This window comes from Pseudoclavibacter sp. CFCC 13796 (assembly GCF_008831185.1).
Lineage (GTDB): Bacteria > Actinomycetota > Actinomycetes > Actinomycetales > Microbacteriaceae > Pseudoclavibacter_A.
The window spans coordinates 1,226,630-1,250,506 of the sequence record NZ_WBKD01000001.1; the positions used below are offsets into that span (position 1 = coordinate 1,226,630).

The following is a 23,877-nucleotide window of genomic DNA, read 5'->3' on the forward strand; positions in this document are numbered from 1 at the left end:
AGATATGAGCACGACGACGTCGCCGGCACCCGGCACGCAGACCACAGGCAACTCACGCGCACGCGTGCTGGTCGCCAGCCTGATCGGCACCACGATCGAGTTCTATGACTTCTATGCCTATGCGACTGCCGCGGTGCTGGTCTTTCCGGTGCTCTTCTTTCCGAATGATCCGAACAACCCCGATCACACCGTGCAGCTGCTCTCGTCGTTCGCGATCTTCGGCGTCGCGTTTCTGGCGCGCCCGCTCGGCTCGCTGCTCTTCGGCCACTTCGGCGACCGCATCGGCCGCAAGGGCACGCTCGTCGCCTCGCTCATGTTCATGGGGATCGCGACGTTCCTCATTGGCTGCCTGCCGACCTACGCCCAGATCGGCTACTGGGCGCCGGCGCTGCTCGCGCTGATGCGCTTCTGCCAGGGCATCGGTCTCGGCGGCGAATGGTCGGGCGCGGCCCTGGTGGCGACTGAGAACGCGCCGAAGGCCAAGCGTGCGCTCTGGGGAACCTTCCCACAGCTGGGAGCCCCGCTCGGCTTCATCCTGGCGAACCTGGTGTTTCTGTGGCTGGCGCTCGGGCTTGACGAAGAGGGCTTTCTCAGCTGGGGCTGGCGAGTGCCGTTCCTGGTGAGCATCGCTCTGGTGGCGATCGGCCTGTGGGTGCGGCTGCGTCTGGTCGAGGCTCCGGCCTTCCAACAGGTGGTCGACCGCGGCGAGATTGAGAAGCAGCCCATCGTGACGTCGTTCACGGGCTACTGGCGCGAGATCGTGATCGGCACCTTCCTGATGGCGGCGACCTACACGGTGTTCTATCTGGTGAACACCTTCGCACTGACCTTCGGGACGACCCCGGCCACCAAGACGCCCGGCGGCCTCGGTTACGATCGCAGCACGTTCATTCTGCTGTTGATCTTCGGCTGCGTCTTCTTCACGATCACGACGCTGCTCAGCGGCATCGTCGCCGATCGCATCGGTCGTCGCCGGCTGAACACCATCGTGAACGTGGCGATGGCGGTCTTCGGCATCGTGTTCGGCCCGCTGCTCGGCGGCGGCTTCGCCGGGCTGATCGTCTTTCTCGTGGTCGGCTTCTCGCTCACCGGCTTCGCGTTCGGGCCGATGGCTTCGACGCTGCCCGAGCTGTTTCCGACGCGTGTGCGCTACACCGGGTCGGCCATCGCCTACAACCTCTCGGCGATCGTCGGTGCCGCAGTGGCTCCGTTCATCGCGGTCTGGCTGTGGAGCCTCGGTGGTGGCAGCGCATTCTGGGTCGGCATTTACCTGACTGTGATGTGCCTGATCTCGCTGGTCGCGATTCGTCTCGCACCCGAGACGAAAGACGTCGAGTATCACTGACCCGTTGCTCGACGTCGAGGCGTGGCTGAGCGTTGCACAGTAGTGTGCAGTTCAGCTGGGCTGACTCCGGTGAGCTGTTTCAGAACAGCGTGGGCACCGCGGATGCGTCAGTCGCCAGCGGGGATCGGCTGCGCGTCTTCGCTGCGCCCCGGTGCTGCGGCCGAGGTGCTCGGGGAGTGGGAGCAGCCTGTGCCCCAGGCTGAGAGCCGTCGAGCCGATACAACGAGATCAGCGGCTTGATCAACCCTGCGAGGTGGCGCCGGTAGTCGCTGGTCGCTCGGTCTCCTTTCGGGTACAGCTCGGTGTACCTGTCGACAAGGTCGGGATGATACTCCCGCAGCCAGCGCATGAACCATGGGCGCACGTGGGGGCGCAGGTGCAGCACTTGATAGAGCACGCGGTGGGCACCGGCTTCTCCGACAGCCTGAAGAGTGTGCATGAGGCTTGACCGGCTGTCGGTGAGCAGCGGCAGAATCGGCATCAGGAACACTCCGACGTCGAGGCCGAGATCACGCGCACGGGATACTGTGCGCAGTCGAGCCTGAGCGCTCGGCGTGCCCGGCTCGAACTGCTGGCGCAGTTGGTCGTCGACGATGGGAATCGACATCGACACGCTCACCGGCACCTGTGTCGCAAGTTCGGAGAGCAGCGGCAGATCGCGTCTGATCAGCGTTCCCTTCGTCAGCACTGAGAAGCCGATGCCTGCCTGCGCGAGCTCGCGGTAGATACCGGGCATCAGTGCGTAGCGACCCTCGCAGCGCTGATATGGGTCGGTGTTCGAACCGAGCATCACGAACGGCACGCGGCCGACATGCGAGGTGCGCAGCTCCTGATGCAGGCGTTCGACGATGTTCGTCTTGACCACGATCTGCGTGTCGAAGTCGTGACCTGTGTCGAAGTCGAGGTACCGGTGGCTGCCCCGAGCGAAGCAGTAGGTGCACGCGTGCGAACAGCCACGATAGGGATTGATCGTGTAGGCCCCGGGAAACTCGCTGCTCGCGTCTGGCACACGGTTCAGCGCGGAACGCGCGAGCACCTCGTGGTAGACGAGGTCTGCGAACCCTGGGGTGTGGACTTCGTGGGTGACCTCGCTGAGGCTTTCGATGCGGTCGAGTCCGCTCAGAGCATCGAGGTCGGTGTGTGCAGTCTCTTGTGCATGCCAGCGCATGATGTGATTCGAACATATATTCGAATGATCGTCAAGCTGGTCGTCGCTCGTCGCTACGAAGACCGAGACGAGCCCAACGTGTGCCTGCGGTCAGCTGCCCGGAAGCTCGGTTCTGCTAGTGTGCGTAATGCGGGTGTCGCAGGCAGGTTAAAGGGGCGGGGAATATGAGAAGAGTGTCTGTCATTCTGGGGGCTCTCGGGTTCCTCGCTGTGGTCATCGGAGTCGCCGTGTTCCTGCTGAGTTCGCATTCGGCTGCGCCAGAGCAAGCAGCACAAGAGCAAGCAGCACAAGAGCAAGAGGCACAAGAGCAAGAAGTGCCCTCCAGCTCCGGGCCGTTATCCTCAGTCGAGGACGAATACACACAGGCGATCCAAGGCAGCCTTGCGAATGACCTGCAGCTGCCAGACGGCGTTTCATGGCCCTCACTGTCCGAGATGGTGGTCAGAAGTGATTTCGCCACAGACCCATCGTCTGCAGGGTTCGGGGCCGGTGAGGTCGAGCTGACGTACGAGGCCGGAACGGGAGTCGGGCAGGCGCTTTCCTTCTATGCCTGGGCGTGGGAAGCAGAATCCGTCAGAGCGCAGAGAGAAGGCGACTCTGACGCTCTGCGAAAGGCGTTGGACAAGTTGAAAGAGTGGACTTCGCTCCCTCAGACCACTCAGTATCATGCGAACCCGGACGGTTGGTATCACGCAGTCGTTGAGCCCGCGCGCAGGGGTGACTTCGCCGCCATGGAGGAAGAGGTCAGCGCCGGGCCGCCAAAGCTGCCCGCGACTGCCGAACAAGCAGGACTCTAGTCAGCCTGCGTGCAGGATCGAGGCGATGCCGTCTGCGTTCGTCATTCGTGCAGCCGGCGACTGATCGCCTGAACTCTGTACCCCGACACCTGAGCAAAGGGTGATGAATATGTCGTGTCGTCGTTGGTGCGGTGGTGTTGCGCGGCTGTGTGCTGTCTTCGTGTCTGTTCTCGCTGCGACGCTCTGTTTGAGTGGTTGTTCTGATGACGATCCGCCTGCTCCAAGCCCGAACGAGCTACGGTTCATCAACATCTACTCCGAAGGCGTGGTTCGAGAGATGAACCGAGCGATTGACACCGGAAAGCTTGGCTCTGGTGTGCCATTGAGCACAACGGAATCTGATGTCCTGAACTGGCTGAGAACTCCAGAAGTAGCCACTGTGAGATCACTGTCCTTTGGTGTGCTGTCCGTCGAATCATTGGACGACCAGCATTCCATATTCCACCTCGTGGTCTTTATTTATATTGGTTCCGCTGACCCCTGGCACATACCCCAACGAGACCCTGACGCACCCCTTGAGGCACGGACATGTATCAATATTCCCGTCACCCTCGGGACCCAAGCACACGCCGACGCCTTCACCCGCGTCGCCTGCCCACCAGGCACCCCGACATATTCCCAGCAGGAACTGCCAGACGGTTCACGGATACCCAGCCTCACTGGACAATGAACAGATCCATGGACAGCATTCTGCCCACCCAAGGATCTGACATGAACATCAGATCATCGCTGAAGTGACAGTCCGGCCGGAATCACAGCGACAGATGGGCGAAGAGGCGGATGCCACTGAGCACCCGCCTCTCAATTCGGCCTGCCACAGACCGCCTACTGGTCGAGCGAGCCGAACTCCACATCGCTGACGGTGAACTGCTCGCTGTCTTCGGCCAGCACGATCTGCTCTGCCTTGGCGACCGAACGCAGATCGTCGAGCGCGAGAGCGACCTGCTGGATGCGGTCTGCCGGCCCGTGCAGCGTGGCCGTCACGATCGGGGTGCGCATCTTGACCTTCGCCTCGGTCTTCGCCCGGCGGAAGGTGATCAGCGCATCGCTGACCGCCGCGAACACGTCGTCGTCGATATCGTCGCCAGCAGCATCGGCTGACTCGGCGGGGCGAGCCGCAGGAGCCAGCACCTCGGCAGCAGTCGGCCAGGGCTGACGGTGGATCGACTCGTCGTGCGTCCAGCTGTAGACCTCTTCGGTTGCGTACACGATGAACGGCGCGAAGAGCCGCAGCAGCACCTCGAGTGCCGTCTGCAGGGTGACCAGAGCCGAGTCTCGCTCGGCGTCGCCGGCCGCGCCGTAGGCACGCTCTTTGACGATCTCGATGTAGTCGTCGCAGAACGTCCAGAAGAACGACTCGGTCACTTCGAGCGCACGAGCATGGTCGTACGCGTCGAAAGCCTTGGTCGACTGCTCGACGACCTCTGCCAGCGTCGCCAGCAGGCTGATGTCGAGCGGGTTCGTCGCCTGCGCGCCTTGGGGAGCCTGACCGAAGGCGAGCACGAACTTGGCCGCGTTCAGAATCTTGATCGCCAGACGGCGGCCGACCTTGATCTGCTTCGGGTTCTGCGGGTCGAACGCGGCATCGGTGCCCAGCTTGTAGGCAGCCGCCCAGTAACGCACGGCGTCCGAGCTGAACTGCTCGAGCAGGCTCAGCGGGGTGACGACGTTGCCCTTCGACTTCGACATCTTCTTGCGGTCGGGGTCGACGATGAAGCCCGAGATCGTGGTGTGCGACCACGGCAGGCGGTGATCTTCGAGCTCGCTGCGCAGCAGGGTCGAGAACAGCCAGGTGCGGATGATGTCCTGCGCCTGAGGGCGCAGATCATAGGGTGCGACGAGATCCCAGAGCTCAGGATCGCGCTCCCAGCCGCCGGCCAGCTGCGGAGTGAGCGAGGAGGTCGCCCAGGTGTCGAGCACGTCTACCTCGCCGACGAAGCCGCCGGCCTGCCCTCGCTGCGACTCGTCGAAGCCGGCGGGCGCCTGGGATGAGGGGTCGACCGGAAGCTGCGACTCATCGGGCACGATGGGGTGCTCATAGTCGGTGACGCCCTCGGCATCGATCGGGTACCAGACCGGAATCGGCACGCCGAAGTAGCGCTGACGACTCACCAGCCAGTCTCCGTTGAGGCCGTCGACCCAGTTGTCGTAGCGCACGTGCATGAACGCCGGGTGCCACTCCAGCTCGTTTCCGCGCTCTTTCAGCGTGGCACGCAGCTTCTCGTCGCCCGCGCCGTTCGAGATGTACCACTGGCGCGTGCTGACGATCTCGAGCGGGCGATCGCCCTTCTCGAAGAACTTGACCGGATGCTTGATCGGCTTGGGGTCGCCCAGCATCTCGCCCGATTCCTGCAGCGCCGCGACGACGGCCTTCTGGGCTGAGAACACCGTCTTGCCCACGAGCTGAGCGAAGGCCTCGCGACCCTGCTCGTCGGTGATCCACTCCGGGCTCAGATCGATGACGCGACCGTCCTGGCCGATGATGGTGCGGTTCGGCAGGTGCAGCTCGCGCCACCACACCACGTCGGTGACATCACCGAAGGTGCAGATCATCGCGATGCCCGACCCCTTGTCGGGCTGGGCGAGACGGTGGGCGAGCACCGGCACCTCGACACCGAAGAGGGGTGTGCGCACCGTGGTGCCGAAGAGCTTCTGGTACCGCTCGTCGTCGGGATGCGCCACGAGCGCGACGCAGGCAGGCAGCAGCTCTGGGCGAGTCGTCTCGATGATGACGTCTTCGCCGTCATGTGCGCCCGTGCCGTGGAAGGCCAGAGAATGATAGGCGCCGTCGCGCTCGCGGTCTTCGAGCTCGGCCTGTGCCACCGCGGTGCGGAAGGTGACGTCCCAAAGCGTGGGAGCATCCGCCTGATACGCCTCACCGCGCGCCACATTGCGCAGAAATGCCCGCTGACTGGCCGTGATCGACTCGTCGCCGATGGTGCGGTAGGTCTGGTTCCAGTCGACCGAGAGCCCCACTGAGCGCCAGAGCTGCTCGAACTGCTTCTCGTCTTCTTTGGTCAGGCGTTCGCAGAGCTCGATGAAGTTGCGACGCGAGATGGGCTGCTGATCGGCGGCCTTCACGCTCTTGCCGTCGCCGCCTTCGAACGGGGGAACGAAGTCTGGAGTGTAAGGGAGTGAGGGATCGCAGCGCACGCCGTAGTAGTTCTGCACGCGTCGTTCCGTCGGCAGGCCGTTGTCATCCCAGCCCATCGGGTAGAAGACCTCTTTGCCCTGCGCGCGCTGGTACCGTGCGATCACGTCGGTGTGCGTGTAGCTGAAGACGTGGCCGATGTGCAGTGAGCCGGATGCGGTGGGCGGGGGCGTGTCGATCGAATAGACGCCCTTGGCCTTGGCGGCATCGCGATCGAAGTGGAAGGTGCCCTGCTGATCCCACTTGGCGTTCCACTTCTGCTCGAGGCCTTCGAGTGCGGGTTTGTCGGGGATGCCGTTGGCAGCGGAATCGGTCACCAGAGGTGCTCCTTCAGTATGTGCGGCACCGCGTCATGAGCCGAAAAGGGCTGCTGTGTGCCTGAATGTCGGATAGGGGTCGACGAAAGGTCGATCGAATTCAGCATACACATGGGCGTTTCGTCCCCTGGCGAGCTTGGTTGTCTGTACTAATATGAGTCGACAGACATCAGTGCCCGTCTCGCTTACGAGGCTGCACGGCGAGAGGAAGCATGCCCATGGGGGACAACGTCACTTTGGATCGGGGCACCGGCACGGGGACGACTCCGGGTGCCAAGCCCACGACCCAACTGATCGATGTCGCGGCCGCAGGCGGCATGCCTCCCGCAGGAGGGTCCGACCGGGGTTCTGACACGACTGGGCCTGCTCGCAAGCGCCGCCGCAAGGCACCATTCATCTTGGGTGGGGTAGGTGTGCTCGTGCTCGCCGCCATCGGCTTCGGGGCCTGGTACTCAGCTGACCACGTCGCTCCCGGCGTCACGTATGCCGGCGCAGACCTCGGTGGTCAGAGCGGCGAACAGGCGGCACAGATCATTCAGCGTCAGTTCGATCAGCACTCGGTGCCGTTCAGCTTCGACGGCACGCAGCAGCAGGTCAGCGCCGCCGACTTGGGGCTGCAGATCGATGCGCAGCAGACGGCGCATGACGTGATCGCAGGTCAGCCGGCCTGGCAGTTCTGGCGGTGGAACAGCTCCTCGACCGTCTCTCCGCAGGTCTCAGCCGATGCTGCGGCAGAGGGCACGTTCTTCTCTGAGGCATGGCCAGCGGCCTATACGGTCACCGAGCCGAGCCTGGAGTATCAGGCTGCGAAGGCCTCGTTCACCGTCGTTCCCGGGCAAGCTGGGCAGGGAGTCGACGCGGCCGCCGTGCAGACGGCGTTCCTCGACTCCTTCGTCCATGGCGACTCCACGGCTCAGCGCGTGAGCCAGAGTGAGGTGCAGCCCACGATCACCGACGAACAGGCTCATGCCGCTCTGCCTACGGCGCAGCAGCTCGTGCGCAAGATGACTTTTCAGGCCGGGGGCAAGCCGCTGATCACGGCCGATGCGGCCACGGTCGGGTCGTGGGTCAAAATCTCTGATCGCGACGGCCAGTTCAGCGCGGTCTACGACGCCAAGGCCATCAGCGACTTCGTCAAGCAGAATGCACCTGCGAAGCTCGACCCGACGCCCAAGACGCAGACGGTGCTTGCCTCTGACGCCAACGTCGTGCTCGTGCCCGGCAGCACCGGCAAGACGCTGGGCGATGTGACGTCCTTCGCCGAAGACGTCGCCACGAAGGCCGCCGCAGGCGACAGCTCGTTCGATCTGCCGGTCACCGAAGTGCCGTTCGAGACCAAGACCCTTGACCGCAAGATCGACATCAACCTCGCGTCACGCTCGGCCTCGCTGATCGAGAACGGTCAGGTCGTCACGACCTTCCCGATGTCTCCCGGCCTGCAGACGAACTCCGGGGCGATGCAGGCGGCGAAGACCTCGACCAAGGTCGGCAACTACAAGGTCTGGTACAAGACGACGGTGCAGAACATGGGCTGCACGCCCCAGTACGACTACTGCACCAAAGACGTCAAATGGTCCACGTTCTTCAACGGCGACCAGGCGCTGCACGGCACCTATTGGCACAACCAGTTCGGCATCTCGGACATGAGCCATGGTTGCGTGAACCTGCGTGAGACCGATGCGAAGACGGTCTATGACTTCGCCCCGATCGGCACTCCGGTCTCAGTGCACTACTGATTCGAAGCACCGGCTTCGAACGCTCAGCTCTCAGGTCTGGGGGGGGGCGTGCGCTCGCCGATCACATCGTTGCATGCATTGTAAGATTCGACCTGTGCGCACATGGGCGCAAAACTCATTCCATGACGCACGGGGGAGTCTCGAAAGGAAGATCGCATGTCGACATTGGCCGGCACCCCGGTGCTTCGACCGCCGGCGGATGCTGCAGCGCTGGACGCTGACATCGTCGCCGAGATCGCGGGTGCGCTGAGCGGTGGTGCGGCCGATGTGGATTCGGGCACGCGCCGCAGGGCCGAGTACTCGTCAGATGCCTCTGTGTATCGCGTCGCTCCACGTGCCGTTGTCTTTCCTCGCACGGCCGAAGACATCGTCGCAGTCATGCGCATCGCCCGATCGCACCAGCTGCCGGTCACCATGCGCGGTGCCGGCACGTCGATCGCTGGCAACGCCATCGGCCCGGGCATCGTGCTCGACACCTCTCGGCATTACAACCGCATCCTCTCGCTCGATCCCGAAGCCCGCACCGCCGTCGTGCAGCCCGGTGTGCTGCTCGCAGCGATTCAGAAAGCCGGCGCCCCGCACGGGCTGCGCTTCGGACCCGATCCCTCCACGTGGACGCGCTGCACCATCGGCGGCTCCATCGGCAACAACGCCTGCGGCCCCCATGCGCTCGCCTGGGGGCGCAGCGCCGACCAGGTGATCGATCTCGATGTGGTCGACGGCACCGGTCGTCGGTTCACGGCCTCGACCGGCCTTGACGAGTTTCCCGAGCTGCGTGACATCGTTCACGGCGGTCTCGCCACGATCCGTCGAGAGTTCGGCACGTTCGGCCGCCAGGTGTCAGGCTATTCGCTCGAGCATCTGCTGCCCGAGCGCAAAGAGAATCTGGCACGCATGCTCGCGGGCACGGAGGGCACGCTGTGCGTGATCCTGCAGGCCACCATTCGGCTGGTGCCGGTGCCGACCGCCCCGCACCTCGTCGTCTTGGGCTACCCCGACATGTTCGAGGCGGCCGACGACGTGGTCAATCTTCTGCCGCTGAAGCCGCTGGCCATCGAGGGAATGGACTCCAGGCTGGTCGATGTGGTGCGTCAGCACAAAGGCGATGGTGCGGTGCCTGAACTGCCCACGGGTGCCGGCTGGATGATGGTCGAGGTCGGCGGCGTCGACGAGGCCGATGCCCGCGAGCGAGCCCACCAGCTCGCCGAGGCATCCGCAAGCGACGAGGTCGCGGTCTTCCCACCAGGGCCCGATGCAACCGCGATGTGGCGCATCAGAGCAGATGGAGCGGGTCTCGGCGGTCGCACGCCGGCAGGGGAGCAGGCCTGGCCCAACTGGGAGGACGCCGCCGTGCCGCCCGCCCGCCTCGGCGAGTATCTGCGTCGATTCGACGCGCTGATGAAGGAGTACCGACTCGACGGTCTGATGTACGGCCACTTCGGCGACGGCTGCACGCACATCCGCATCGACTTCCCGCTTGATCGCGACCCGCAGGTGATGCGCGACTTCATGGAGCGCGCCGCCGATCTCGTGGCGACCTACGGCGGCTCGCTCTCGGGAGAGCACGGTGATGGTCGGGCGCGATCCGAGCTGCTTCCGCGCATGTACTCTGCTGACGCGATCGATCTCTTTCGCCGGGTCAAAGGCGTGTTCGATCCGGACTCTCTGCTCAACCCGGGCGTGCTGGTCGATCCTGATCCCATCGACGAGCACGTGCGACGCCCGAACGCCGGGCCGGTGCCGGCATCCGGCGGCTTCTCGTTCGAGAGCGATCACGGCGACTTCTCGAAGGCGGTGCACCGCTGCATGGGGGTCGGCAAGTGCCGCGCCGACATGCGTGCCGCCGGCGGGTTCATGTGCCCTTCGTATCAGGCGAGCAAAGACGAGAAAGACTCGACGCGCGCACGCGCCCGTGTGCTGGAAGAGATGATCCGTGGAACGCTGGTCGACGGCGGGTGGGATGCCCCCGAGGTGGCCGACGCGCTCGACCTGTGCCTCTCGTGCAAGGCCTGTTCGAGCGACTGCCCGGCCGGCATCGACATGGCTCAGTACAAGTCTGAGGTGCTGTACCACAAGCACAAGGGACGGGTGCGGCCCATATCGCACTACTCGCTGGGCTGGCTGCCGCGCTGGCTGCGCCTGGTGGGCATCGCTCCGGCAGCGGTCAACGCGATCATGAAAGTGCCCGGCGTGCAGCAGGCGATCATCCGAGGCGGCGGCATGGATCGTCGTCGGCGCATGCCCGGCTTCGCCCCTCAGCAGTTCGGGCGCTGGCTCAAACGCGACGGTCGACGACGCTCGCATGACTTCTTCACCGATGTCGACTGGGTCGCGTCGGTGGGCGGGCGAGCAGGGGCGGCGACGGGCATGCTTCCTGTGGATGCTGCAGGAAGTGACGCGCGGCGGGGCGCGGTGGCGGCGCGGCGGGCGGGAGTTCGCACCCCGGTCGTACTGTGGACCGACTCGTTCAGCAACGGCATCGCGCCGGAGATTCCACGGGCGGCCGTCGCCGTGCTGGAAGATGCCGGCTATGAGGTGGTGCTGCCGCCGGACAACGCCTGCTGCGGGCTGACCTGGATCACGACCGGACAGTTGGACGGCGCGAAGTCCCGGCTCGAGGATCTGCTGGGCAAGCTGGGACCGTTCGCGGCTCGCGGCATTCCGATCCTGGGGCTTGAACCTTCGTGTACGGCGGTGCTGCGCAGTGACCTGCTGCACCTCTTGCCGAACGATCCGCGTTCGCAGGTCGTCGCTGACCATGTGTTCACCCTCTCTGAGCTGCTCAGCGCACCCGCGCCTCTCGGGCCGAGGCCCGACTGGCAGCTGCCCGATCTGCACGGCACCACGGCAGTGGTGCAGCCGCACTGCCACCAGTACTCGGTGATCGGGTTCGCCCCCGATCGTGCGCTGCTCAAACGTGCCGGCGTCGAGTTCACCGAGCTGGCCGGCTGTTGCGGGCTCGCCGGAAACTTCGGTATGGAGAAGGGGCACTACGAGACCTCGGTCGCCGTCGCCGAGAACGCTCTGCTGCCGGCGCTGCGCGAGGCCGACCAGAGCTGCGGCGGTGACTACGTCTACCTGGCCGACGGGTTCTCGTGTCGCACTCAGGCAGACAACCTCGCCGGCAAAGACGGGCGGGCGCTCGCCCAGCTTTTGGCCGACGGGCTGCACCTGAGGTACTGACAGGGGCGGGAGCCTCTCTGCGGCTGCCAGCTCTGGCTTCGCGGGCGCAGATGCGAACACGGCATGGGTTGACTAGGGTCGAGAGTGTCGTCGTGACGAGTTGGGGGCGGTTCTCGCCTCACTCGGTTTGACGACGCATTGCTGCAGGAGAGTGAGAGACCGGATGACCTCGAGACGACGACCGCTGCGCTGGGCGGCAGGGTCTGCGGCTGCGTGCACGCTGGCGACCGCTCTCGCGGTCACCCCTTCGTCGCTCGCCCCCGGGCGGGTCGACCTGCCTCTCGCCCGTGCCGATGCCGCCGGTGACACCCAGTCGCAGATCGACGCGATCAACGGGCAGCTCGATGATCTCGAGCAACGTTCCGACGAAGCCGGTGACGCCGCGGTACGAGCACAGGGCGATGCGAGCGACGCCCAACAGGCCCTCACCACGGCCACAGAGCAGGTGGCGGCGCTGCAGGGACAGATCGACACCGCTCGCGCCGCCGCCGACGAAGCTCGTCGAAACAGCACCTCCGCAGTGCAGCAGCTCGCGCGAGGCACCGGGATGGAGGCAGACCCGGCGGGGCAGCTCGTGACCAGTCGCGATCCCTCTGCCGCGCTCTGGCGGCTGACCACACTCGGGCAGGTCTCGCAGCAGACCGATCAGCGCATGACCGAGGCAGGGCAGCGAGCCAGCGAGCTCCAGGCGCTCACCGACCAGCAGCAGCAGGTGGAATCCGAACGCGAGCGTCTCGCCCGCGAAGCCGAGAGTGACGCTCAGGCCGCGAGTGCGGCATCCGCTTCGGCTGACGCGGCTGTCAGCGCTCTGCAGACCCAGCAGCAGGGGCTGCTGCAGCAGCTTGCCGACATCAAGCGCACGACTGCGGCGCAGGAGGCCGAGGAGCGGCGACAGCGTGAGCTGGCGGCCTCGATCGCCGCATCGAATCAGCCGCAGGCCTCAGCCTCCGACAGTGCGCCAGCCCGCAGCAGCGCGCCGGCTCAGCCGCAGACGCCAGCTGCACCGAACCGTCCTGCTCCCGCTCCGACGCCGACGCCTGCTCCTGCGCCTGCACCGGCACCAGCTCCGGCCCCAGCGCCGAGCGGCGGTTCGTCTCCTGCGGCGGCGAAGGCGTACGCTCAGTCGCGCATCGCCCAGATGGGCTGGGGCAACGACCAGTTCGTCTGTCTGGTCAATCTCTGGCAGAAAGAGTCTGGGTGGCAGGTCAACGCTGAGAACCGCAGCAGCGGTGCCTATGGCATTCCGCAGTCTCTGCCGGGCAGCAAGATGGGCTCAGTCGGAGCTGACTGGAGAACCAACGCTCAGACGCAGATCGAGTGGGGGCTGGGCTACATTCGCGGTCGCTACGGCACGCCCTGTGGCGCTTGGGGTCACTCGCAGTCGACCGGCTGGTACTGACGCTCACCGAGGCTCGCGAGGCCTCTGCCACTCGACGTCCAGAGTGGACTCTTCTCACCACAGGGTGTACATCTGATGTATGGAAGACAACACAGTGATCACTCGAGTCGGCGAAGACGAGGCATGGCAGCTGTTCACCACGAACACCCTCGGCCATCTCGGTTTCATCGTCAACGATGCCCCTGAGGTGCTGCCCGTGAACTACGCTGTTCGCGACCGCAGCATCCTGCTGCGCACCGCTCCCGGCACGAAACTCTTCGGTGTGACGGCGAACCCGAAGGTCGCCTTCCAGACCGAGCAGTACACCGAGACGGGCGGTTGGAGTGTCGTGGCCAAAGGAACTGCCGAGGTGCTGACCTCTGAGAGCGCACTCGAAGCGGCCGAACAAGCCGGGCTCAGGCCGTGGGTGCCGACCGTCAAAGAGAACGTAGTGCGCATCGTGGTCAGCGAGATCACGGGTCGTCGATTCGCCTTCGGTCCAGAGCCGGAGGCGGAACCGGAGGGCGCAGCCTGATTGCGGGGGGCACCCCGTGGCCTCTGCGGGGTCGGGCCGATCGCGCTACACTGAGATACTGCACTGATCCGGCCATCACCGGGGAGCATCTGGAAGAACCGCTGGTCGCCGCGAACGACAGGCGCAGTAGACCCAGACGGGTCCGGCCCGAGACAGCCGAAGAGAAGCGGTTCGTCGGTGTCGTCATCAGATGAGACAGGCGAGCAAGCGAGGTGGTACCGCGCACGTCTTTCGCAGAAGGGCGGCGTCCTCGTGCAGGTGAACGAGCACGAGAGTGACACGCGCAATGGTCTATCCGCTTCCCAGCCCCGGCAGCGAGCATCCCGAATCAGTCCAGCCTTCGCCGAGCTTCCCCGCAGTCGAGCAGGGCATCCTGGCCTTCTGGAAGGGTGATGACACCTTTCAGAAGTCGATCGACCAGCGACGCGACCAGCACGCCCCCGAATGGGTCTTCTACGACGGCCCTCCGTTCGCCAACGGTCTGCCGCACTACGGGCACCTGCTGACCGGCTATGCCAAAGACGTCTTTCCCCGCTTTCACACCATGCGCGGCCAGCGCGTCGAGCGCCGCTTCGGCTGGGACACCCACGGGCTGCCCGCTGAGCTGCAGGCCGAGAAAGAACTCGGCATCACCGACAAGCGCGAGATCGAAGAGACCTTCGGCATCGCGAAGTTCAACGAGGCGACTCGCGCCAGCGTGCTGCGCTTCACCAACGAGTGGCGCGAGTACGTCACTCGCTCGGCCCGCTGGGTCGACTTCGACAACGACTACAAGACGCTCGACCTCACCTACATGGAGAGCGTCATCTGGGCGTTCAAGACCCTCTATGACAAGGGCCTGATCTACGACGGCTATCGTGTGCTGCCCTACAGCTGGTACGAGCAGACGCCGCTGTCGAACCAGGAGACGAAGCTCGACGACGCTTACAGGATGCGTCAGGATCCCACCGTCACGGTCACCTTCCCGCTGACCGGCGACAAAGCAGCCGCGCTCGGGCTCGAGGGTGCCAAGGCGATCGCCTGGACGACGACCCCGTGGACGCTGCCGACGAACCTCGCGCTCGCGGTCGGCCCCGAGATCGTCTATGCGGTCGTGCCTGCCGGTGAGGCCGGTGCAGGCGACGGCTCGCCTGCGGGCACACGGTTCGTGCTGGCCCGCGATCTGGTCGGCTCGCATGCGAAGGCACTGGGGTATGACTCTGCCGAGGCCGCGCAGGATGCCGTGGAGCGTACGCTGCTGGGAGCCGAACTCGAACACGTGCGTTACGAGCGGCTGTTCGACTACTTCGCCGATGCAGAGCAGTACGGCACGCAGAACGCCTGGCAGATCCTGGTGGCTGACTACGTGTCGACCACAGACGGCACCGGCATCGTCCATCAGGCTCCGGCCTATGGCGAAGACGACCAGCTGACCTGCCAGAAGTACGACATCCCCGTCGTGCTCTCGGTCAACCAGGCGGGTGAGTTTCTGCCCAGCGTGCCCGAGGTCGCCGGAGTGAACGTGTTCGAGGCGAACAAGACGCTGATCAAGCTGGTCAAGTCGCACGGCCGTCTGCTCGAACAGGCGACCATCGAGCACTCCTACCCGCACTCCTGGCGCAGCGGCAAGCCGCTCATCTACATGGCGCTGCCTGCCTGGTTCGTGAACGTGACCAAGGTCAAAGACCGCATGATCGCGCTCAACCAGCAGATCAACTGGGTGCCCGACAACGTCAAAGACGGTCAGTTCGGCAAGTGGCTCGAGAACGCCCGCGACTGGAACATCTCGCGCAACCGCTACTGGGGCGCACCGATCCCGGTGTGGAAGAGCGACGATCCAGAGTACCCGCGCGTCGACGTCTACGGCTCGATCGAGCAGCTCGAAGAGGACTTCGGTGTGAAGGTCGACAATCTGCACCGGCCCTACATCGACGAGCTCACCCGCCCGAACCCCGACGACCCGACCGGCAAGTCGACCATGCGCCGCGTGCCCGAGGTGCTCGACTGCTGGTTCGAGTCGGGCTCGATGCCCTTCGCGCAGGTGCACTACCCGTTCGAGAACAAAGAGTGGTTCGACACCCACAACCCCTCTGACTTCATCGTCGAGTACATCGGGCAGACCCGCGGCTGGTTCTACAACATGCATGTGCTCGCCACCGCGCTCTTCGACCGTCCGGCGTTCACCAACGTGATCAGCCACGGCATCGTGCTCGGCAACGACGGGCAGAAGATGTCGAAGTCCCTGCGCAACTATCCCGACGTCAACGAGGTCTTCGATCGCGACGGCTCGGACGCCATGCGCTGGTTCCTGATGTCGAGCCCGGTGCTGCGCGGCGGCAACCTGATCGTCACCGAAGAGGGCATCCGCGAAGGTGTGCGCCAGGTCATCCTGCCGCTCTGGAGCACCTGGTACTTCTTCCAGATGTACGCGAACACGGCACGGCCCGCCGGTTCGTCGGCGTCCGGCTACGAGGCGAAGTGGCGAACCGACTCGACCGACGTGCTCGACCAGTACCTGCTGGCCAAGACCGGTGACCTGGTGCGCACGGTCGAGGTCGCGCTCGAAGGCCTCAACGGCGTCGACGCGACCGACGCGCTGAGGCAGTTCGCAGACGTGCTGACCAACTGGTACGTGCGACGCAGTCGCGACCGTTTCTGGGTGGGCGAAGACACCGACGCATTCGACACGCTCTACACAGTGCTCGAGACGGTCACGCGTGTGGCCGCTCCGCTGCTGCCGCTGGTCACCGAGCGCATCTGGAAGGATCTCACCGGGGGCGAGAGCGTGCATCTGCAGGACTGGCCCGACGCCGGTGCGTTCCCGAAAGACGACGACCTGGTCGCCGCGATGGACCAAGTGCGCGACGTCTCGAGCGCCGCCCTCGCGCTGCGCAAGGCCGAGCACCTGCGGGTGCGTCTGCCGCTGTCGAAGCTCACCGTCGTCGAGGCGGGCGCGGATGCGCTGGCTCCGTTCGCCGACATCCTGCGTGACGAGCTCAACGTGAAGTCGGTCGACCTCGTCGAGCTCAGCGAGCAGACCGCAGAGCGCTTCGGTGTGTCAAAGCGACTGACCGTGCATGCTCGGGTGTGCGGCCCACGTCTCGGGCGCGAGGTGCAGACCGCCATCAAGGGCTCCAAGACCGGCGACTGGAGTGCAGAGGGCGACCAAGTCGTCTCGGGCGGCATCGCCCTGCAGCCGGGGGAGTACTCGATCGATCTGGTCGCCGACGCGAGCTCTGACAGAGGCACCGATCACGCGGTCGGGCTGCTTTCCGGCGGCGGTTTCGTCCTGCTCGAAACCGCGGTGACCCCTGAGCTCGCCGCCGAAGGGCTTGCGCGTGACACGGTGCGCCAGGTGCAGCAGGCACGACGCGCAGCCGGACTCGAGATCAGCGATCGCATCCACCTCACCTTGGGCGGCGACGAGGCTGTGCGTGCGGCGCTCGAGGCCAATCGTGATCTGATCGCCGCCGAGACACTTGCGACCGACCTCCATGTCGTCACCGTCGAAGCGCTCGGCGACGAGGCAGACCAGCCCGTCGGCGACGGCGAGCGGGTCGGCATCCTGATCGAGAAGGCCTGAACCTGTGACTGACGCACGCAACGCCACGACGGCTGCCCCCGCCCCGAACAGCGTCGAGCAGCTCACCGAGCAGCTCTATGGGCGGGCTCCTGAGAACCGCATCGAGCCACGGCTTGACGCGGTCGCTCGGGTGCTCGATCTGTTGGGCGACCCGCAGAAGTCGTACCGCATCATCCATATCACCGGCACCAACGGCAAGTCGTCGACGGCACGCATCGCCGCCTCGATGCTGGCGTCGGCCGGCCTGCGAGTGGGGGTGTTCACCAGCCCCCATCTGGTGCGCTTCAACGAGCGCATCGTGATCGACGGATCGCCGATCACCGACGAGCGGCTGCTGGGCACGTGGGAGGACGTACAGCCCTTCGTCGAAATGGTCGACGAGCAGCTGCGCGGCGAAGGCCGGGCGGCGCTGACGTTCTTCGAAGCGCTGACCGTGCTCGCCTTCGCGGCCTTCGCCGACGCACCTGTCGATGTGATCTGCCTCGAGGTGGGCGTGGGTGGGGAGTGGGATTCGACGAACACCGCCGACGGCGACGTCGCGGTGTTCGCACCGATCGCGCTCGACCACACCAAGGTGCTGGGCAGCACGATCGCCGAGATCGCGCATACGAAGGCCGGCATCATGAAGCCGGGCGCCATCGCGGTGACCGCCGCGCAGGCACCGGAGGCGATGCGCGAGCTGCAGGCCAAAGCCGACGCTTTGGGCATCACGCTGAAGCGTGCGGGCACCGACTTCGAGGTGTTGGACGCGCAGCCGGCTGTTGGCGGGCAGGTGATCGACGTGCGCGGCCTGGCCGGCACCTATCGCGATCTCGCGCTGCCGCTCTACGGCGAGCATCAGGCGCAGAACGCCGCGCTGGCGATCGCCGCCGTCGAGGCCTTTCTCGGCGGGGGAGACGTGCCGCTGGGCGCCGATGTCGTCGAGCCCGGCATCGCCTCGGCCAAGTCGCCCGGTCGGCTGCAGGTGGTCGGCACCGACCCGACGATCATCATCGACGCCGCGCACAACCCACACGGAGCGCGCAGCCTGGCCCGTGCGCTGGTCGAGAACTTTCACTTCGATCGCACCGTCGCCGTGATCGGCGTGTTGTCTGACAAAGACGCGAAGGGCTTTCTGCAGGCGCTCGACGGCGCCGTCGACGAGGTGGTGGTGACCGCCTCGCACTCGCCGCGGGCGATCCCCGCAGACGACCTGGCCGCACTGGCCGTCGAGGTGTTCGGTATGGAGCGGGTCAGGGTGGTCGACGATGTCGAAGAGGCCTTGGACGAGGCTCGCTACCTGGCACGCGAGGTCGAGCACTCCGGCATCATCGTCACCGGGTCGATCACGGTCATCGGCGAGGTGGCCGCGCTGACGGACGCCGACACCTCTGCGGTGGCAGCGGATGCGACGTCGGATGCCGACGTCGAGGCGGCGAAGGACGCCCTTGAGGCGTCGGCTGCCGAAGACGACGACGCGAACGAGATGTGGCCAGACAGTATGGAGCCAGGAGACCGGTTCTGACCATCGGGCCGCAGCACGTAGAATGAAGGCGATGAAACCTCCGAACAGCGCAGACGGTGCGGTTCCGAGCAGCGGTGTGAGACTTCGTCAGAAGCTCTGCAGCGTGATGCTCGGTTTCGAGTCGTTCGTGATCATCTTCTATACCCTGGTGCTCTTCGGGCTGCGGCTGATCTCGTCGCCGCTGGTCTGGTGGCTCGGTGCCGGCTCGATGCTGCTGCTCGTGCTCGCTCTCGCCTGTATGCGTCGTGGCCCCATCGGGCTCTGGCTCGGGTGGGCGGTGCAGGTCGTGCTGCTGCTCGCCGGTCTCTTCAGCGGGTTCATCTTCTTCGTGTCGCTGATCTGCCTGGCCCTGTGGATTTACATCATGGTCGCGGCAGCACGCGCAGACCGGGAAGCTGCAGCCCTGCAGCACGAACAACCGACCCAACACTGACGAAACACCCGAAAGGAATCGACAGATGACCACTGCAGAGCAGAAGCAGATCACCCCAGACCACACCCTCGTGCTGGTGAAACCGGATGGCGTCGAACGCGGACTGACCGGCGAGGTGCTCGCCCGCATCGAGCGCAAAGGCTACCGTCTGGCAGACATCCGATGGGTGAAGCCGACCCGGGAGCTGCTTGAACGCCACTACGCCGAGCACAAAGGCAAGCCGTTCTTCGACTCTCTCGTGGACTTCATGATCAGCGGGCCGATCGTGGCCGTGATCTTCGAGGGCGACAACGTCGTTCCCGGCGTGCGCACGCTGCTCGGCGCAAGCGACCCGACCGTCGCAGCGCCCGGCACCATTCGCGGCGACTTCGGCCGTGACTGGGGCGTCTCGGTGCAGCGCAACGTCGTACACGCCTCTGACTCGACGCAGTCTGCAGCGCGTGAGATCGGCATCTGGTTCGCCTGATCCTGTCCGTGCGCGGTTGACCTGCAGACGACAGAAGGGGCCGCGCTCTGCAGAGCGCGGCCCCTTCTGTCGTCTGCAGGGCTCGGCGGCGCGCAAGGCGCCTTGAGGCATGAGCTGAGCAGGTCGGCGCAGCGCCTGAGCGCCGCGCACCACGGTCAGAGCAGGAACTCGATCCAGCCGAGACGGATCTCGGCGAGCACGGCGATCAGCACGAGGTTGAGCAGACTGACGACCCATGCCCAGTGGAAGAGCCAGACCCCGAAGCGCTTGAGCCCGCTTCCGAAGTGACCTTCACGCAGATTCCAGGCGGTGATGTACCAGAAGCCGAAGATCATGAAGAACCAGACCTCCATGCACCACGGGCACAGCGTGCCGATGACGAAGATGCTCTGCGAGTAGAGCCACGTGATGAACACATAGCCGCCGAGCATGCCGATGTTGAAGAGCTGCCAGTACCAGCGGGCCATGCGCGCACCGGCCAGGGTGCTCATCCCCACGGCGATCGGGAAGATGAAGCACATCAGACCGAGCAGCGCGTTGGGGAACCCGAAGAGGCTGCCCTGCCAAGACTGCATGTTCGGCCCGCAGGTCACCAGGATGTTCAACGAGCAGTTCGGCGTATACGCAGGGTTCTGCAGCGTCTTGACATACTCAGTGGCCAGTTCGAAGGCTCCGAGCAGGCCGCCCAGGCCGATGACGACCATGGTGACGGCAAGCGGCTTGGAAAGGGCTGTGCCCGGACGGTTTGCAGACATGCCGCCATTATGGCACGCAGCGGCGAACACCGGATTCCATGCGATAATGGGCTGGGTCGCGTGAGTCGCCCTCACGCGCAGACGCGCATCACAGGCGTCGTCAACACGACGCAGATGCTGTTCAGGGCCAGGACGCCCTGCGATAGAGCTGAATTTGGCGCATCGACCTCAGCGGTCGTGCGAACAGTTTGAGGAGCCGGCTCGGGGCGACCGGGACTGCGGCTGGATACAGGAGTGCACCAGCGATGGTGGGTAATGAAGAACATGGGAAGGGCGGTCTGTTCGGACAGCTCTTCGGTACGAAGCGCACCCGACGGGCGAAGTCTGCCTTCGGCGACCACGAGTCAGCTGACGAGACGTCAGGCGACGCCGCGCCGCGCCACGGTGCCGACGGCGAAGCAGTGAACGAGCACGCCGCCGCCGATGTCGCGTCGGCCGCGTCGTCTGATGCTGATCGTGGCGACCTGGCGAACGCGGCTGAGGCTCCGGCCACTGCGGTGGCCGAGGAATCGCTCGCACCGGCAGAAGAGACAGCCGATGCACAGGCGCGTTCCAACGGACCGGCGACAGCAGACGAGCGCCCGTCAGACCAGGCGGCCCCAGCGGCTGCTGCGCCGAGTGAGACCGCGCCTGCAGAAGCAGGGCTGACGAGCGTCGAGGCAGCTGCCGGTGTGGTGGCTCACGGCACCGATGAGTTGGCTGCGGCCAAGACCGAGTCTGGTGCCGAGGCGACCGCTGAAGCCACGCCGGCGCAGGCACCTGAACCAGAGCCGGCGCCTGATCCCCTTGCAGAGATCACGCCGTTCTCGCCGTTCAGCGTTCGAGAGGCGGGCTCGACCTCAGCTCCGGCAGCGCCGGTCGCTGAGACGGTCGCCCCGATCGAGCTGACCTTCAAAGAGCCCGAGCTGCCTGAGCGCGACGATGACGAAGAGCCAGAGCTGCCCGAGCACGTCGAGAGTGTGCGTCGTCGCACCCGCAAGCGTGACGGCAGTCGTCGGTCTCGCACGAGCGACGAAGCCGCCGACGAACAGAGCCAGGAGAGCGGGCAGCGCAGTCACCGTGAGACGCCGACCAAGGTCAAGGGCTCGACACGACTCGAGGCGAAGAAGCAGCGTCGCAACGCCAGTCGGGATGCCGGGCGTCGTCGCCAGAGCGTCACCGAGGTCGAGTTCCAGGCACGCCGCGAGGCCGTCGACCGGCAGATGATCGTGCGCTCGACTGACGACCGCATCCAGATCGGCGTGCTCGAAGACGACATTCTGGTCGAGCACTATGCAGCGCACTCACGAGACCTCTCGCTGATCGGCAACGTCTATCTGGGGCGCATCCAGAACGTGCTGCCCAGCATGGAGGCCGCATTCGTCGACATCGGACGCGGCCGCAACGCCGTGCTCTACTCAGGCGAAGTCGACTGGGAGGCTGCCGAGGTCACCGACAAGCAGCGGCGCATCGAGATGGCGCTCAAAGCGGGCGATACCGTGCTGGTGCAGGTCACGAAAGACCCCGTCGGTCACAAAGGCGCCCGTCTGACCAGTCAGATCTCTCTGCCAGGTCGCTACTTGGTGTACGTGCCAGGCGGTTCGATGAGCGGCATCAGTCGCAAACTGCCCGACAGCGAGCGTTCGCGTCTGAAGAAGACGCTGAAAGAGATTCTGCCTGAGAACGTGGGCGTCATCGTGCGCACCGCTGCTGAGGGTGCGACGAAGGAACAGCTTGAACGGGACGTCACCCGTCTTCAGCAGCAGTGGGAAGAGATCCAGCGTCTGCGTGAGACACAGCAGGCTCCGGCGCTGCTGCACACCGAGCCGAATCTGCTCATCAAAGTCGTGCGCGACGTCTTCAACGAAGACATCACGAAGATGGTCATCAGCGGCAAAGACGCAGAAGAGACCATTGAGAAGTACCTGCACACGATCGCGCCGGATCTGGTCGATCGCGTCGAGCACTACAGCGGCGACAAAGACATCTTCGACGCCTACCGCATCAACGAGCAGCTGGCGAAGGCGAGCGAGCGCAAAGTCTTCCTGCCGTCGGGCGGCTCGCTGGTGATCGACCGCACCGAGGCCATGACGGTCATCGATGTGAACACCGGCAAGTTCGTCGGCTCCGGAGGCAACCTCGAAGAGACCGTCACGAAGAACAACCTCGAGGCTGCCGAAGAGATCGTGCGGCAGCTGCGTCTGCGCGACCTGGGCGGCATCGTGGTGGTCGACTTCATCGACATGGTGCTGGAGTCGAACCGCGACCTGGTGCTGCAGCGTCTGATCGAATGCCTTGGTCGTGATCGCACCAAGCATCAGGTGGCCGAGGTGACCTCGCTGGGCCTGATCCAGATGACGCGAAAGAAGATCGGCATCGGACTGGCCGAGACGTTCACGCAGCTCGGCGAGAGCTCCGACTCCGGTCAGAGCACGCACAGCTCGCAGAACGGCAAATCCGGATCGGCTCGCAAGCCTCGCAGCAAGAAGACCCAGGCTGTCAAGCCGGTGAAGAACACACTGAACGCGAACGTCAAGAACGCCGTCGCACAGGTCGCCGCCAGCACGATCGCACAGATCGCGTCTGCCCCGACCGCCGAGGCGCCGGCACCTGTGGCAGCTGTGGGTGATGCTGCAGCGCATCCGCCTGTGGAAGAGCATCGTTCTGGCGAGTCTGTCGCCCGTACGTCGCACGCAGAGTCCGGCCTCAGCGCAGCGGAGGGTGCCGCTGCCGCGACCGCAGCAGATCGAATGCAGCCTGCGGCGACGGCACACGCATCCGCAGAGCGTCATGAGCCCGTCGAGTCGCACGTGCAGACGAAGTCGTCGCAGTCGGCAGAGTCGGCGGAGTCGAGCGAGCATCCGCAGCGACGTTCGGAGCCCGCGTCGGCTCGCCGGTCGCGTCGTGCATCAGCTCCGGCAGGGCCGGCGCGCACCGATATCGACCTCGATCTGGATCTGCCGAAGCCGAAGACCCAACCAGCGGCCGAGGCCTCGCCCAAACAGCCGGTCGACCGTGACGCCCTTCTGGCAGACGTGCTCGCGCACCTGCCAGAAGGGGCCCGCACGCCGAACACCGCCAAAGAGACGCGGGGTCAGAGTTTTCGGCAGCGCTCGGGCGGTGAGCGTCAGGACTGAGACACGCGGTCGCGGGTGTTTGACCTGCACACAAACAATTGAGTAATATTGAGTGTTGGCTCGGGCTGGTTCTGCCGGCGAGTGAACACAGACTTCAAGACAAAGGATGACACGTGGTTTATGCAATCGTGCGCGCCGGCGGGCGTCAGGAGAAGGTCGAGGTCGGCACTGTCGTGACGGTCGACCGTGTTCAGGCAGATGAGCAGGGCGCTGTGGAGCTTCCCGCTCTGCTGCTGGTCGACGGTGACAAGGTCACTTCGAAGACCGAAGATCTCGCCAAGGTCAAGGTGACCGCCGAGGTGGTCGAAGACCTGCGCGGCCCCAAGATCAACATTCAGCACTTCAAGAACAAGACCGGTTACCGTCGGCGCCTCGGGCACCGCTCTGAGCTGACCAAGCTCAAGATCACCGGCATCAAGTAACAGCGAAAG

15 protein-coding genes are annotated in these 23,877 nt (G+C 65.2%); 12 read left to right on the top strand and 3 right to left on the bottom strand.

What is annotated here, in order from left to right; genetic code table 11:
* The first annotated feature begins 4 nt into the window (after positions 1 to 4).
* Positions 5 to 1,345, top strand: coding sequence for an MFS transporter (locus tag F8O07_RS05460; RefSeq protein ID WP_158031092.1), 1,341 nt, complete (start codon positions 5 to 7; stop codon positions 1,343 to 1,345).
* Positions 1,346 to 1,424: 79 nt separating this feature from the next.
* On the opposite strand, the gene F8O07_RS05465 is transcribed toward F8O07_RS05460, so the two are convergent.
* Positions 1,425 to 2,513 carry a radical SAM protein gene (locus F8O07_RS05465; RefSeq protein ID WP_158031093.1) on the bottom strand — a complete coding sequence of 363 codons (1,089 nt, stop codon included), beginning with the start codon at positions 2,511 to 2,513 and terminating at the stop codon, positions 1,425 to 1,427.
* Between the two features lie 173 nt (positions 2,514 to 2,686).
* On the opposite strand from F8O07_RS05465, the gene F8O07_RS05470 reads away from it, so the two are divergent.
* Complete coding sequence (locus F8O07_RS05470; protein ID WP_158031094.1) at positions 2,687 to 3,310, top strand: hypothetical protein; 624 nt, start codon at positions 2,687 to 2,689, stop codon at positions 3,308 to 3,310.
* A gap of 825 nt (positions 3,311 to 4,135) precedes the next feature.
* Here F8O07_RS05470 and valS read toward each other — a convergent pair.
* Positions 4,136 to 6,781: a valine--tRNA ligase gene (gene valS, locus F8O07_RS05475; protein WP_158031095.1), complete on the bottom strand. Its 2,646-nt coding sequence runs from the start codon at positions 6,779 to 6,781 to the stop codon at positions 4,136 to 4,138.
* A gap of 215 nt (positions 6,782 to 6,996) precedes the next feature.
* Here valS and F8O07_RS05480 point away from each other — a divergent pair, with 215 nt between their 5' ends.
* The 8 genes from F8O07_RS05480 (at position 6,997) to ndk (ending at position 19,575) form a co-directional block, all read left to right on the top strand.
* The gene (locus F8O07_RS05480) at positions 6,997 to 8,514 is read left to right on the top strand and encodes a L,D-transpeptidase family protein (protein WP_192496652.1); all 1,518 of its coding nucleotides are present in this window, start codon (positions 6,997 to 6,999) and stop codon (positions 8,512 to 8,514) included.
* A gap of 156 nt (positions 8,515 to 8,670) precedes the next feature.
* Positions 8,671 to 11,697, top strand: coding sequence for an FAD-binding and (Fe-S)-binding domain-containing protein (locus F8O07_RS05485; protein WP_158031097.1), 3,027 nt, complete (start codon positions 8,671 to 8,673; stop codon positions 11,695 to 11,697).
* A gap of 163 nt (positions 11,698 to 11,860) precedes the next feature.
* Positions 11,861 to 13,096: a lytic transglycosylase domain-containing protein gene (locus F8O07_RS10545; protein ID WP_192496653.1), complete on the top strand. Its 1,236-nt coding sequence runs from the start codon at positions 11,861 to 11,863 to the stop codon at positions 13,094 to 13,096.
* Positions 13,097 to 13,175: 79 nt separating this feature from the next.
* Complete coding sequence (locus F8O07_RS05495; RefSeq protein ID WP_158031098.1) at positions 13,176 to 13,610, top strand: pyridoxamine 5'-phosphate oxidase family protein; 435 nt, start codon at positions 13,176 to 13,178, stop codon at positions 13,608 to 13,610.
* 286 nt (positions 13,611 to 13,896) lie between these two features.
* Positions 13,897 to 17,172, top strand: coding sequence for an isoleucine--tRNA ligase (gene ileS / locus F8O07_RS05500; protein ID WP_158031812.1), 3,276 nt, complete (start codon positions 13,897 to 13,899; stop codon positions 17,170 to 17,172).
* A 4-nt stretch (positions 17,173 to 17,176) separates the two neighbouring features.
* Positions 17,177 to 18,676: a bifunctional folylpolyglutamate synthase/dihydrofolate synthase gene (locus tag F8O07_RS05505; protein ID WP_225733190.1), complete on the top strand. Its 1,500-nt coding sequence runs from the start codon at positions 17,177 to 17,179 to the stop codon at positions 18,674 to 18,676.
* Positions 18,677 to 18,707: 31 nt separating this feature from the next.
* Positions 18,708 to 19,109, top strand: a complete 402-nt coding sequence (locus F8O07_RS05510) for a DUF4233 domain-containing protein (protein ID WP_192496654.1) — start codon at positions 18,708 to 18,710, stop codon at positions 19,107 to 19,109.
* Positions 19,110 to 19,134: 25 nt separating this feature from the next.
* Positions 19,135 to 19,575: a nucleoside-diphosphate kinase gene (ndk, locus tag F8O07_RS05515; protein ID WP_225732830.1), complete on the top strand. Its 441-nt coding sequence runs from the start codon at positions 19,135 to 19,137 to the stop codon at positions 19,573 to 19,575.
* Between the two features lie 155 nt (positions 19,576 to 19,730).
* Here the strand turns inward: ndk and F8O07_RS05520 are convergent, their stop codons facing one another.
* On the bottom strand, positions 19,731 to 20,330 hold the full coding sequence (locus F8O07_RS05520; RefSeq protein WP_158031100.1) for a vitamin K epoxide reductase family protein: 600 nt from the start codon (positions 20,328 to 20,330) through the stop codon (positions 19,731 to 19,733).
* Positions 20,331 to 20,575: 245 nt separating this feature from the next.
* Between F8O07_RS05520 and F8O07_RS05525 the strand changes: the two genes are divergently transcribed.
* On the top strand, positions 20,576 to 23,446 hold the full coding sequence (locus F8O07_RS05525; RefSeq protein WP_158031101.1) for an Rne/Rng family ribonuclease: 2,871 nt from the start codon (positions 20,576 to 20,578) through the stop codon (positions 23,444 to 23,446).
* A 113-nt stretch (positions 23,447 to 23,559) separates the two neighbouring features.
* Entirely contained in the window at positions 23,560 to 23,868 is a 309-nt protein-coding gene (gene rplU / locus F8O07_RS05530; RefSeq protein ID WP_158031102.1) for a 50S ribosomal protein L21, read from the top strand.
* Positions 23,869 to 23,877: the final 9 nt, after the last annotated feature.

Coding starts and splice junctions, on each gene's coding strand:
- F8O07_RS05460 (WP_158031092.1), top strand. CDS start 5: ATGAGCACGACGACGTCGCCGGCACCCGGCACGCAGACCACAGGCAAC.
- F8O07_RS05465 (WP_158031093.1), bottom strand. CDS start 2,513: ATGCGCTGGCATGCACAAGAGACTGCACACACCGACCTCGATGCTCTG.
- F8O07_RS05480 (WP_192496652.1), top strand. CDS start 6,997: ATGGGGGACAACGTCACTTTGGATCGGGGCACCGGCACGGGGACGACT.
- F8O07_RS05485 (WP_158031097.1), top strand. CDS start 8,671: ATGTCGACATTGGCCGGCACCCCGGTGCTTCGACCGCCGGCGGATGCT.
- F8O07_RS10545 (WP_192496653.1), top strand. CDS start 11,861: ATGACCTCGAGACGACGACCGCTGCGCTGGGCGGCAGGGTCTGCGGCT.
- F8O07_RS05495 (WP_158031098.1), top strand. CDS start 13,176: ATGGAAGACAACACAGTGATCACTCGAGTCGGCGAAGACGAGGCATGG.
- ileS (WP_158031812.1), top strand. CDS start 13,897: ATGGTCTATCCGCTTCCCAGCCCCGGCAGCGAGCATCCCGAATCAGTC.
- F8O07_RS05510 (WP_192496654.1), top strand. CDS start 18,708: ATGAAACCTCCGAACAGCGCAGACGGTGCGGTTCCGAGCAGCGGTGTG.
- ndk (WP_225732830.1), top strand. CDS start 19,135: ATGACCACTGCAGAGCAGAAGCAGATCACCCCAGACCACACCCTCGTG.
- F8O07_RS05520 (WP_158031100.1), bottom strand. CDS start 20,330: ATGTCTGCAAACCGTCCGGGCACAGCCCTTTCCAAGCCGCTTGCCGTC.
- F8O07_RS05525 (WP_158031101.1), top strand. CDS start 20,576: ATGGTGGGTAATGAAGAACATGGGAAGGGCGGTCTGTTCGGACAGCTC.